The sequence below is a fragment of the Paenibacillus sp. FSL R7-0198 genome (assembly GCF_038000415.1).
Classification (GTDB): Bacteria; Bacillota; Bacilli; order Paenibacillales; family Paenibacillaceae; genus Paenibacillus.
This window is the reverse complement of the sequence record NZ_JBBOCB010000001.1, coordinates 1,718,358-1,731,345: the sequence shown is the minus strand read 5'-3', so window position 1 is coordinate 1,731,345 and position 12,988 is coordinate 1,718,358. Positions and strand designations below refer to the sequence as shown.

The following is a 12,988-nucleotide window of genomic DNA, read 5'->3' as shown; positions in this document are numbered from 1 at the left end:
TTATTACATTTAGAAGCGGGTGATTACCAAAAAACCACCCCTGTCCCGCAAAATTGAGGGAGAGAGGTGGCTGGATGAACGATATTTAATTCCTTAGATTAATGATTTTTTAATGCTGCGTAAAATTGATGGTTTTTTTATTCAGCGTATCAATGGTACAGCTTCAATTCAGCAATAGACCACCACCACTCAGCATTGTCCGTAGTCAAAGCAATTTTGACATATCGTGCCTTCTGGTTGGTGAATGTCGCTGAGATTAAAGAATCTGTTCCCACAGCTTCTGAAACCGGATTCCAATGCTCGCCATCCGTTGAAGTGACGATTGTAAAACTGCGGGCATAGTCATTGGTACTGCTGCCTGAGTCCATAGTTAATCGGCTGAAATTCTGGATGCTTCCCAGATCGATCTGAATCCACTGGTCTGCTTGTTGTCCGGATGCAGAGGTCCAGCGTGAGTTCAGATCATCATCCAGCAGTGCACCAACGTCTTCAGACGTGGAGGCTGTAGCTGTCCAAGATGTCCGATCCAGTTCGGTAGGCAGCAGATCATCCTGTTCCCCGGGTGCCCATGGTGTCTGATCGGCAGTATAAACTGTGATTTCAGCTACAGACCACCAATGAGAATCCGTTCCGGTCTGAACGATTTTGATATAGCGGGCCTCATGAGCAGGGAATGCAATGAAGAGCAAGGCATTTTTTCCTTCACCCGTAGCCACAGCTTTACCCCAATCCATGCCATCCAGAGAGGTGTATACTTCATAACCGCGAGCATAATCCTCACTGTTGTGCGCACTATCCAGTACAATCCGGTTCACTGTCTCTGAATTGCCCAGATCCAGCTGAAGCCACTCACCGCCTGTTTGTGCCTGACCGGAAGTCCAGCGTGTTTGGTTCGAGCCATCCAGTATCGCCGTTGCAGCTTCCTCATCGGAAGACGCTGTGACGGACCATGCATCTGAAAGCAGACGTTTTTGTTTTCCTGTTCCATAGTGATTAACAAATAGCTCGGAGACCGACCACCATTGATCGGATTCACCCATCTGCATGATCTTCACATAACGAGCCTGCTGCTCAGGGAAGGTGATGGAGAGACGTTCTGACACGCCTTCGCCTCCAGCAATAGAGGTTCCCCAGTTTTGCCCGTCATCGGAAACGAAAATGCGATATTGCCGCGGATAGTCATCCTTCGCGTTCCCTGGGTCCAGCTCTACTGCGTCAAAAGCACTCGTTTCCCCAAGATCAATCGTAATCCACTGTCCGCTCGTTTGCTTTCGCCCGTTCGTCCATAATGTGTCTTTATTTCCATCCAGCATGTGAGCCGTGACATCCGTTCCTTGCGTGGAGGAAGCGGTCACGATCCAGTTTGAGCGATCGGACAACGGAGCTGGATTTGGATACTCAGGGGTCTGAGCCAATTTTCCAAATCGGGCGAGCTTGAGTTCCGAGATGGACCACCAACTGTCTGCGGGAGCAGTCAATACAATTTTGATATAACGTGCGGTCTGCATTCCCAAATCGACGGACAGGCTTGGAGAAGAGCCTGTTCCCTGTGCAATTGGCTTGCTCCAGTTTTCATCGTCCTTCGAAACGTAAACTTCATACCCGTGGGCATAATCACCTCCGCTGTTGCCGGAGTTCATGAAAAGTGTGTCCATCATCTGCTCGTTGCCCAGATCAATATGGAGCCAGTCTCCAGGCTGTTGCGTTTGTCCAGATGACCAGCGGGTAGTCAAATCTCCGTCAATCATGCGTTCGACTGCTTCCGAACTGGAAGAGGCGGTAATCGTCCATTCACTGCGATCCAGATAGGTGACGCCTTGTGAAGCATCTGGCTGCTTGACTACTGTATGCTCCAATGGATTGACTTTCACTTGAGCTTTCGCATAGACGGTAGCTGAACCCAAAGCTCCGCTTGCATTATAAAAACGAACCGTTTTGGCGGTATCTGACGGATTCCAGATTTGCGCCGTGTAGACACCGTCCTTTTCGTATACGGTTGCTGTGGGAGAATCTGCCCAAATATCCATGGTACGTGTTCCTGTGGATGCCATGCTATGCATGAACCAGTAGGCGTTAAAGACTTCGTTTTGCTGCATCTCTTTTGTATCCCACTTTGCAAGAGCAGTCTCCGGGTCCCCGATGGATTGGAATGGCCAGATGATGTGCTGCCATGTTTGCTCCTGCTGACCACCAAGATCCTTGATCAGACCGTTGTATAGTGCCGCGGTATTCTTCGGATCACGACCATAATAGGTCATCCACTCTGCGGGCGGCAACCAGTGAATGCCATAAATATGCTCGGCCTCGTTGGAGAAGTACGTGCCATACAGGTAAGCACTGCCGTATACATGCCCTACGGTAGCGTGTTTGTATCCTTCCAGCCAGTTGTCCCCATCGTAGTTGAACCAATATTGCTCAGCCGCTTTTTCCTCGGTGACGAAGCCCCAGATGCCCGCATCGCGATAGGCTTTGTTCCCCGTTACTTCGCCCCACATATATTGTCCGACCCAACTGAACAGAGCTTCGCCTGCAGCTTCCTGATTGTTTCCGCTGCGATTGTCGGCATAACCGCCCGCCCAGGAATGACCAGAATAAGGATCAAAATTACGCATCCATGGGAATTGATCGTCTGTGTGTGAAGGATTGGCATAATCCCGGATCAGCAGTTCAACCATATCGCCATAATCCTGTACAAAAGTTGGATCATACATAGCCAGCACCGCAGATGCAAAGACGTAATAGCCATACGTAAAATGATGATCCGTCAGTCCGGTATTGACCCCGAACCCGCTTCCATAAGGGAAGATCGTTCCCCATTGCTCCGAGTAATAGAAATAATAGGAGTGCAGACGTTCATCCGGTGAATAGGTGTACCAGTCGGTCAAAATGCTTCTTAACAGGGACAGGTAGTGGTCCCGACGTTCCTGATCTCCAAGCTGATCGCTAATGAGCACACCTAGCGCAAGCGGATGAAGCTTTTTCCCCTGCCAGTAGGGATCTTCACTCATTAAATTGCCTGACGTATCTGCATCAAGCTGATCCAGATAACTGATCAATTGCGCGCGTGAGTATGTCGGATCATCCGGCTCCACAAATTGCGGAATAATGCCGTAGAAACGATCTTGTGTCGTAAAGCTGTTGCCTTCGCTCACTTTCATCATTCCACGAATAGAAGGATAAGCGAGCTCCGTGAGTGGAGTTGTTGCAAGTTTCCACTGGTGCGGGAACAAAGCCATTAATGTGTCGGCGGAAAAGTTGGCACGCTTCGTTTGTGTAACGGAGTTAAAGGTCGTTGTAACTTGTGAAGTGCTCTCGTTATAGTCGTAATCGACCTTCGTATCCGTTACAAAAGCATAGGCGTGTTGGTAATAGTATGCTAATTCTGATGCAGATGGCAGGGTAGCGAGCGACAAATAATTTTCGCTTGATCCCAGCTTAATCTTAAGTGTATTGCCCAGCTTTATAAATGTGGTTCCTTCAGGTGCATAAAGACCATAGTTTCTTGTAAAAGTTTGCGGCGAAGGTGCTCTGTCCTGATTGGTGACTTCTACACCGATATGATCTCCTGTCCATGATTCCCCATCCTGCAACACAATCTCACGGTTTTGATCATCAAAGAGACGTGTAATGTTCGGTGAACGAATCAGGATGGTGTCCGGGTTCTCAAACGTGTTGTACAGGAAAGGGGAGCCTTTTACAAAGGTTGTATTGACCTTTGCCGTGTCATCATCACTCATGATGATGTTAGCGGAGTAATCCCCGTATCCTGCGATCTTGGTATTGACCTTGGCTGGGTTCATATCGCTTGTTGTCAGGATGAGGTCTGCTTCACCGTCTGCATCCATCGAGTTGCCATCAGCAGAAACGTATCCAGCACCAGGATTCAAAATATGAAGCCCCTGTTTGGTGTATCGATTTTTGAATGGGAGCGTGACCAGGCTGTTTCCATCTCCTAAATCCGAAACGAGAATCGATTGCCACCAGTCATTGGATGGAATCGGGGCGGTGATGTCAGCTGTGCGATTTTTTGGGTTTTTCGGTTGCAGCATCGTGATGTCATTAATGGCATAACTGCCAGCTCCGACTTGTACCGAGCTCATCTCTGGGATAGACGGAATGGTGTAGACCGGTTTTTCATCTCCTTGAATATACTCATATACATCAAAGACATAGAGTGAATAACCGTTGGTTGTACCTCGGCCAAGACCTGCAAGTTTGACATATCTGGCTTCTGAATATACAGGAATGTCATCCCGTCCTCCATTGCTGTGTAACTCCCGATACAGCGTAGTCCATTGCTTTGCGTCGTCGGATACCTGAATGTCATAAGCACGTCCAAACGCATTTTCCCATTGTAGAGAAATTTCTCCGATTGCCTGACGTTGACCAAGGTCCACAACAATCCATTCCTGATCCTTGTATATGGAAGACCAGCGTGTACCTGGATCACCGTCCGTCACATTGCGCGCTTCATAATCGCGCTTCTCCATTTTGGCCTTGTCTTCGGCGGAGCGGCTAGGTTCGTCAATCTCTTCCGACGACGCTATAACCGATTTACCAAGGGCGAGGTTTGCGGCAGTTGGTTTTGGAGGTGGGTTTTCTCCACCCGTTCCATACACATCGAACGCGTACAGAGAAATACCATAGGCTTGCTGCGCCCGTTCATGACTGAACAAACGTACATATCGTGCATTGACGGAAACCTCCACTTCTGTCAGACCGCCTTGCCCCTTCGTTGTGGAGTACACTTGCTTCCAGTTGACTTCGTCATCCGACACTTCAAGGTCGAAGGCGGAAGCATAGGCATTTTCCCACTCAATCGAGATGTTGGAGATGGAGGCATCTGCACCCAGATCAACATAGATCCACTGAGGGTCCTGTTGCCACACACTTTCCCATCGGGTATTTTTGTTGCCATCCACGGCATGATCGGCTGTATTCCCACCAAGGGATGAGGAGCTATACACCGGTCTGTTCAGGGATAAGAGATATGACCCTTCTGCAGCAGCGTTTGCTGCCTTGCTAGGCCATAGCGGCAAGCTGCTGACCAACAATAGCATGGATAACAGCAAGTTCACGCAGATGCTGCGTGTGTTTCGTTTGTGACTCGTTCGTCCATTCATATCTTCTTCTCCTTTGTTAGTTCCTGCCTTTCAACCAGACAGAACTTTCTCTGTTTCCTAACCACCTGTTATATGTATTGTTCTGTTCTCCCGTGCCACATTTCTGAGGTAGATTTCAGGATGCATACATGGGATATGCGGATGTTCATTTGTTGTATATCGAACATTTTGTGTGGATTATAAAGATTTTTTAAACGTTTTCGTAGAAAAGGAGACATATGTCCTACATGAGGTAAGTGTGGTGTGCAACTATGAAATGCTGAATTGGGATTACGGTCCGATAGCAATAAAATGTTTTCTTTTCGTGTTATAGGAACAAACATCACAGGAATCAACTTGCGAAGAACTTCACTCGATTTTTGGGGGAGAAACGCGACCTAATGACTTTATAAATTACGTGTAATAATGTAATGTCGATGTGAGGGAGTGTGAAAAAATGGATATTCAAAAAGCTACGGAAGAAAAGCTTGAACGTAAAATGCAAATGGGAGTTCCAATTGATGAAACTATGCTTGAAGGTCTTATACAAAAAAAATGTCGTTTCAGTTCCTATTTCAGATGATGTTATGAATATTATCGATGATTTAATTACAAGTGGACATGTAAAAAGCCGATCTGAAGGAGCTTCATACTTAATAATGTTGGGAGTCAAAAGTCATCTAGCTAATGATATACAGCTTTAATTTCGTATATCTGGCTTCTCCAGCCCGTTATGAAAATGGGCTGGAAAAGCCGAAGTCAATTCAGCCAGCTCGCGGAAATCAGACAGGTGCTTCACTTCTTCCTCAAATTGCAACTAACATAACTACAAAAGATATTAATATCTTGGTACCTTTTGCTGAAGATTAAATTGCAGTACGAGTGCAGCCAGAGCAAATGTGGCGATATTGAAGTATAAAGCGATATTCCTCAGCAAGCCAAACAAGGCTCGACGATTCAAGTAGCTCCGTATATTGAATAAAAATTAGTCTTCTTCCCCCGTCGCCACCGGATTCTCCTCATAACTAATCCAGTCGCTCCAGCTCCCGGAATACAGCTTCACATTCGTATATCCCGCTTCTTCCAGTGCAATCACGTTCGGGCAAGCCGAGACGCCGGAGCCGCAGTACACGATAATCGCACCATCCTTGTCTAGCTTGCTGAAACGTTCTTCTAACACCTCAGTACCTGTCCAACGTCCATCCCAATCCAACACATCTTTCCAAAAATAATTCACCGCACCCGGAATATGTCCGGCCTTGGCATCAATCGGCTCCTCCAGACCCGCATAGCGGCGAGCATCGCGAGAGTCGATTAACACGGAGCTGCCACTTGCCGAGGCTTGTTGAACATCTTCAACACTTGCCAGCATGGCTGGCTGCACATTCACCTCAAAAGATGACGGGATCTGAACCGGTACGTCCGTGGTCACAGGGAATTTGGCGTTTTTCCAAGCGGAGAAACCTTCGTCCAGGATATACACCTGTTCATGACCGATGTAGCGCAGCAGCCACCAAAGACGAGATGCATTCATCCCGCCTTGATCGTCATAAGCAACAATACGACTATTGGAGCCGATGCCAGCTTTGGAGAGACGACTTGCGAGCACAGCCGGATCAGGAAGCGGGTGACGTCCTCCGTGCGCAGAGACAGGAGAGGATAGATCTTTTTCCAAATCGAGATAGACAGCGCCTGGAATATGTCCAGCTTCATAGGCTTGTCTTCCAGCCTCCGGCTGACCGAGCAAGAATCGGCAATCTGCAATGACCACATCCGGTTCATACATTCTGGCGAGCAGCCACCGCATGGATACAATATTTTTCATTAAAATACACCGCCTTATGAGAGTGGTAGAGTCGTTTATAACTATGCATTACGAAAAAATACGTTACACCACTGTAGGTTCAACAGGTCCTTTGCCAGCGATAGGAGCGTCAGCAGGAATGGGTTGAGGTTTGGTTTTACCATATCGAATGAAGATCCATACCCCGAATATGATGACGACCCCGGCAGACATCTGTAATGCACTGAGGGACTCGCCGAGCAGCATCCAGGCCAGTAAGGAAGAGAATACGGGTTCCCCAAGTACGCCCATGGATACCGTCGTGGCATTCATATATTGAAGCAGCCAGTTGAAGAGATAATGTCCAAAGATCGTTGGCACAATGGCGAGCAGCAGGAAGATTCCCCACTCTGACGCAGCGTAACCTCCGAACGGGTGGCCCATGATCAGATTATATACCGCCAGCGTGCAAGCAGCCACGAAGAACACCCAGAAGTTATACGAGAATGCACTAAGTCCCGCTCGCAAAAATTGACCCAGCAGCATATGGACAGCGACTGCAATTGTGCCAAGCAAAGACAGTATATCACCTTGCAGGGCAGTACCTGCCAACTGGAAATCTCCTGCGCCAATGACAATTGATCCAAACAGGGCGATGCCCATGCCGATGATCATCATGCGGTTAATTTTGGCTTTGAACAGCCATACCGAACCGGCAAGAATCAGTATAGGCTCCAGTGCGAGAATAACTGTGGAACTGGCAACACTGGTGAGCCGCAGCGAACCCATCCAGAGCAGGAAATGAAGGGCCAGCATCACACCGGATGCAAGCAGCAAGCCCCATTGGCGTAAGCTCAGACGCATCATCTCGTGTCTGTATTTCCAGACAAACGGGAGCATTAGCAGATTGGTCAAAAATAGACGGTACATGGCAATGACCGCAACATCTGCGGTAGACCAACGTACAAAGATCGAAGAAAAAGAAATGGCGATAATGCCGACAAAAAATAACAGATAGATGGATCTGCCGGCACGGTTCAAGCTTGTCATGGGTGTAGCTCCTTCTTGAAGTCTGATAGCGTAAATCACTTCATTATACAGGAGAAGGTAACCGCAGGAAAGATAAAGAGAACGAATAGATAAGTAGATTGTAACCGGCCTTGTAACTATTCTGTCATTCTCCCGATCCATTTTTCTATTAATCTTCTATATAGAGACATGAAACGAGATAATCTACCAATAATCGGGAAAAAATGAAAGTAAGGAAGTGGCATGAAAGTGAGAGTCCAACAAGAGAGAGCGGGAGAACGTGGAAGTATTCCGCCTAGCACAAGTCGCACGAAAACACATAAACGAAGAAAAATCCGGTATGGAAGGATTAGCATAGCTCTAATGCTCCTGGTACTGTTCGTTACCGGTATAACATATATATTCCTTGGCATGACGCATTGGATCAAAAGCGTTGTGGCGCCGCCTCCAATGACTGTAATCGAACAGCCCGCCAAGCTCGGCATGATACAAGTTACTCCGGATGCGAAGGAGGAGCCGGTACGGTTCCAGGGTCAGGTTCGCAAATTGGCATACATAACGTTTGATGATGGCCCAACTGAATATACGGAACAACTGCTGGATATTTTGAAGCAGCATGAGGCGAAGGCTACCTTTTTCATGATCGGACGTCAGTTGAACCAGCATCCAGAGGCAGTGAAGCGGCTGTTGAAAGAAGGCAGTTACCCTGGACTTCACAGCATAACGCATAACTATAAAAAGCTGTATAAGAGCGGCAGCTCTGCGAACTTTGTGAAAGAGTTCAAGAAAGAGCAGAAGATGGTGCAAGACTTGATTGGTTTTACACCTCATCTTATTCGTGCACCTTATGGCAGCAGTCCACAGATCGGTGAAAAGTTCAGAGGTGACATTGCAGCGGCCGGGTTCAAAATGTGGGACTGGACGACAGATTCACTGGATTGGAATCTTCCCGGTCAGCCGGACAAAATTGTGGCCCGCGTGAGCAAAAGTGTACATCGGGATAAGGAAGTGATTCTGATGCATGAGCGAGAGCAGACGGTGCAGGCTTTACCACGCATTCTGAAGCTGCTCGAAGATCGAGGTTACGAGTTCGAAGTATACGATCCGGATGCACACTGGGTAGCCAATTTTAGCGGAGATAGCCGCTTGTAATATAACAACAAGATGATGCAAGAGAGGAAGGACTTGGGTGCTAACGAGTAAAAAAGTGGCGCTAGCGGCAGTTAGTGTATTGCTAATTCTGCTGGCGAGTGGTTGTGGAGATCCGCAGGAGCCTGCGGCAAATCAGGTAAACCAATTGGTGCTCAGCGGTCAGGAGATCGATCAGAGTTTGAAGACGCTGGCCAGTCATGAGCAGGAAGATATGAAGTTATACAAGTCTATTTTGGACAAAGGCAAGAACAAAAATAGTGATCTCGAAGCACTATTGGATCAGGCAGCAGGTCATATTCATGAACGAAGAACGTTGTTGAAGCAGGCGGAAGAGGCCATGAAACTGACCAACGAGAAGACGGTGGCCCTGCGCAGTTCATTGAAAGAACTATCATTCGAAAAAGAAGAAACGTTGGCACAGGCTGAAAAGGTGCTGGATCAATATGAAGCAAGAGCACGTGCATTGGAAAATTTTGTTGCTTCGTATCAGTTGAGTCTGAGTGCCGATGAGCAGTTGTATGATCTGATGAGAGAAAGTGCAGAACCTAATCTGGTTAAGCTTAAACGAGCCATTCGGGTACGGAATAGCGAATATGCGAAGCTTGCTGAATTCCGAAAGCAATTTAACCTTCAGACCAAAGCATTTAACGGAGCTAATGCGAAACTGGTACAGATGGATCAGGCTAGCTAAGTCGAGAAACTCAGCACCTGTTCAGACATTTTGCATGATTGAGCTGCCTGTCTCCCGTGTAAGTACTAGTATACAGCCAAGCCAATGGATGAGAAGCAACATGGACAAGCATCATTGCGTATAAGCTAACGGAGGTGTTCATATGCGAAAAGGAAATACAATGAAAGTCAGTGCATCACTCCTGGTTTTACTTATGGGATTCTCGCTTGTGGCCTGTGGGAACAGTAATCCTGCTGCACAGCCACCAGTGAATAATACGGAAGAACAGTCACCAGCACCGGAGCAACAACCGAATGAAAGTGCTGCAATAGAAGCAGAAGGTATTCTGACTGGATGGGCTGATCCGCATACCGTTGAGATTCGAGTGAATGAGAAGCCGATGTCATTCCAGGTGAGCGAAGATCTGCAGAAGTCTCTGGATGATATCGATGACGAAGATTCCGTTCGTTTCAAATATGTAGAGAAAACGATTGATGCAACAACGAAACAGTTGGTACTTACAGAGATTGCAAAGATGGAATCGAGTGATGACAATAACGGTTCCAATGCAGGCGGTACAGTAACGTCCGATCGTCCGAAGACATCAGAGCTGGAAGTGACGGTAGAAGGAATGACCGAGAAACGTCCAGTGACATTGGCACAAGCGAAAGGTTATTCACTTTATGTGTTTGAACCGATGGCTTTTGACGCCGAAGACCATGAATTAACAATGAAGATTTATCCGGATTATGAGGTAGAGATTGAGAAGCTGCCGGCGAATTACAATCTGGATGCGCTGAAGATGGATGCCAAGGAAGAGTTGTCCGAGACCGGAGAAGTGAAGCAGTTAACGGCTGAACAACTCAGCAACGGCCCGATGAAGGATGCGCAACTGTACATGATGTCCCAGAATGATAAGAAAACAGAGTATTTTATCGTGAAAGAACTGGACGGCAATGGTTTCATTTTCCACATCCAAGCACCTATTGGTGAACCTTCGGAAGGTTTCCTGCCCATGGCATATGCATCCCTCAATTCCATTATGAATGAGTAGAAAAGGGATGAGCCTCAAGGCTGAGCCAAACGATGTAGTAAATTAAAAAGATTCCCTAAACAGCGTGTTTCCTTGAGAGAGGAGATGCGCTGTTTTATTAACGTTACTACAATATAGATAGGATGTACCGTGCCATGTAAAGACAAAGAGCCGGAAGGAACAGTGCCATGCATAGGTTCCTCCCGGCTTCTTCGCCGTGTTTTATTCAGTTTGCGGGATCGAACCAATAACCTTGATAGGACTGATAGGCATAATCAGGTTAGTATAGTCGATTCCTTACGCCCTCTGAGTTCCTGATAGCGGGCGATTACATTCTGATGAACGGGATGTTCGTCGGGAATTCCCATGCGTTCACGGATAAAGGCGGAGACGCCATCTTCGCGAATCATGTGTTGTAGCTTCATGGCTTCTTCGTCGCGTTTGTCATTAAACAGCATTGCGGCCGCCATAGCAGAAGTTAAATGAGGAATTTCAATTCCGAATTCACTGGCCTGCAGCGCTGGGCGAACAAGCCGATCATGAGGCGAAAGCTTGCGAAGGGGGGAACGTCCAACCCGGATGACCTGATCCGTCAGGTTGGGATTGGCGAAGCGTTCCAGTATGGTGTCGATATATTTGTTATGCTTCTGTGCGTTGAATCCATGCTTCTGGATGAGCATCTGACCCGTTTCTTCCATAACATGGCGTACCTTGGCCCGAAGGGTGGAATTACTCATGACCTGTCTAATCGTCTTGAATCCTTCGAGATAGCCGAAGTATGCGGCGACACAGTGGCCTGTATTTACAGTAAACATTTTACGCTCAATATAAGGTTCAAGCGAATCCACATAGTGGACGCCATCTATTTTCTTAAAACCATCCAGAAGTGCTGGACGATGAACGACCCATTCGTAAAAAGGTTCAACAGTGACCTGCAGCGGGTCTTTGTGGTTTTGAGCCGGAACAATCCGGTCCACAGCTGCATTGGGGAAAGAAACATAACGTTCGGCTTTTTTGCGAGTTTGTTCATCCAGAAATGGATAGATGCGTTTCTTCAGCCGGGTGCTACCACCGATAGCATTCTCGCAAGCGATAATATGCAGTGGAGCCTGAATATTGTTTTTCATGCGAAGTTGAATGCCTTTGGCAATAGGCTCTGCGATATCTCCGAGTGCAGATACACCGACGGCGGTTGTGATCACATCGGCTGAAGCGATCTCTTCAGCAACCAGATTCTGCTCACTCACATTGATAGCCGTCACGTTGTTGACAATCGTTGTATCCTGTTCGCTGTTGGCAAGTGTAATCGGATATTCCTGTCTCTCTTGAAGCATGGAGATTTTCTTCGGGTTACGTGCGACAAAGCAGACTTCGTAGTCGGAAGCGGACAACATATGACCGATAAAACCGCGGCCTATATTGCCCGCACCAAAATGTACAGCTTTCATGTGTGAACTCCCCCTTTAAGGATTAAATCGCGAAATTCGTGCAGACCTTTAGACGGTAGTGACGAGTGGCTTCGAAATCAAATCGTTAAATGCGAGGTCAGTCAAGCAAGACAGCCGTTGGTGAGGCATATCGAATTCCAGTGTTCCTGTGATGGTATTCGAGATGACTACGCAGTGCATACCAGCCGCAGCAGCTGCACGCGCGCCGTTAGGTGAATCCTCAATCGCTACGGCTTCGTCTGCAGTTACTCCAAGGGCTTCAAGCGCTTGATTGTAGAGTTCCGGGTCAGGCTTCACATTGGCAACATCATCTGCGGTACAAATAACTTCGAAATAATCTTTCAGTTTCAGTTGTTCCAGATGCTGTTCAACCCAATCCCGTTTGGAGCTTGATGCTACAGCGAGTTTCAGTCCGGCTTCACGTGCTTGTTCAAGATATTCCTGAATACCAGGACGAACCTTCTCTTTGTTCATCAATGCAGCGTGCTGCAACTGAACGGATTCCCTGAACGCTTCCCGATCGATCGGAAGATTCAAATCTGTGATGAGGTACTCATACGGATTAAATGTTTTCAGACTGGTCCCGATGCATTGTGAATACATCTCCAGGGTTAGATCCACGCCATGTTCCTTGTAAGCATCACGAAAAGCAATATACCATGCTGTCTCTGTATCAATAATCGTCCCGTCGAAATCAAATACCAGTGCCTTAATCATAAATTTGTTCCTCCTGTTTCAGAATTAGTTTGGGAATAAAAAAACGAATGAAAA

Annotated in this window: 10 protein-coding genes; 4 read left to right on the top strand and 6 right to left on the bottom strand. The window is 47.3% G+C overall.

Going from position 1 to position 12,988, the window contains the following annotated elements:
* Positions 1-149: 149 nt before the first annotated feature.
* Positions 150-5,123, bottom strand: coding sequence for a discoidin domain-containing protein (locus tag MKY87_RS07350; RefSeq protein WP_340963588.1), 4,974 nt, complete (start codon positions 5,121-5,123; stop codon positions 150-152).
* 436 nt (positions 5,124-5,559) lie between these two features.
* Between MKY87_RS07350 and MKY87_RS07345 the strand changes: the two genes are divergently transcribed.
* On the top strand, positions 5,560-5,685 hold the full coding sequence (locus tag MKY87_RS07345) for a hypothetical protein (RefSeq protein ID WP_340963585.1): 126 nt from the start codon (positions 5,560-5,562) through the stop codon (positions 5,683-5,685).
* A gap of 255 nt (positions 5,686-5,940) precedes the next feature.
* Here the strand turns inward: MKY87_RS07345 and MKY87_RS07340 are convergent, their stop codons facing one another.
* From MKY87_RS07340 to MKY87_RS07330, 3 genes are all read right to left on the bottom strand, one after another.
* Entirely contained in the window at positions 5,941-6,063 is a 123-nt protein-coding gene (locus MKY87_RS07340) for a hypothetical protein (protein ID WP_340913834.1), read from the bottom strand.
* Positions 6,064-6,087: 24 nt separating this feature from the next.
* Positions 6,088-6,927: a sulfurtransferase gene (locus tag MKY87_RS07335; protein ID WP_340963583.1), complete on the bottom strand. Its 840-nt coding sequence runs from the start codon at positions 6,925-6,927 to the stop codon at positions 6,088-6,090.
* Positions 6,928-6,990: 63 nt separating this feature from the next.
* Complete coding sequence (locus MKY87_RS07330; protein ID WP_340963580.1) at positions 6,991-7,935, bottom strand: DMT family transporter; 945 nt, start codon at positions 7,933-7,935, stop codon at positions 6,991-6,993.
* Positions 7,936-8,364: 429 nt separating this feature from the next.
* Here MKY87_RS07330 and MKY87_RS07325 point away from each other — a divergent pair, with 429 nt between their 5' ends.
* From MKY87_RS07325 to MKY87_RS07315, 3 genes are all read left to right on the top strand, one after another.
* Positions 8,365-9,066: a polysaccharide deacetylase family protein gene (locus MKY87_RS07325; RefSeq protein ID WP_338588079.1), complete on the top strand. Its 702-nt coding sequence runs from the start codon at positions 8,365-8,367 to the stop codon at positions 9,064-9,066.
* Between the two features lie 37 nt (positions 9,067-9,103).
* Positions 9,104-9,757 (top strand): YkyA family protein, encoded by a 654-nt coding sequence (locus MKY87_RS07320; protein WP_338588078.1) that lies wholly within the window; start codon positions 9,104-9,106, stop codon positions 9,755-9,757.
* 142 nt (positions 9,758-9,899) lie between these two features.
* Positions 9,900-10,790, top strand: coding sequence for a hypothetical protein (locus tag MKY87_RS07315; RefSeq protein ID WP_340963577.1), 891 nt, complete (start codon positions 9,900-9,902; stop codon positions 10,788-10,790).
* A gap of 254 nt (positions 10,791-11,044) precedes the next feature.
* Here the strand turns inward: MKY87_RS07315 and MKY87_RS07310 are convergent, their stop codons facing one another.
* Positions 11,045-12,217, bottom strand: coding sequence for a mannitol-1-phosphate 5-dehydrogenase (locus MKY87_RS07310; protein WP_340963574.1), 1,173 nt, complete (start codon positions 12,215-12,217; stop codon positions 11,045-11,047).
* A 48-nt stretch (positions 12,218-12,265) separates the two neighbouring features.
* Positions 12,266-12,934: an HAD family hydrolase gene (locus MKY87_RS07305; RefSeq protein ID WP_340963572.1), complete on the bottom strand. Its 669-nt coding sequence runs from the start codon at positions 12,932-12,934 to the stop codon at positions 12,266-12,268.
* Between the last annotated feature and the right edge of the window lie 54 nt (positions 12,935-12,988).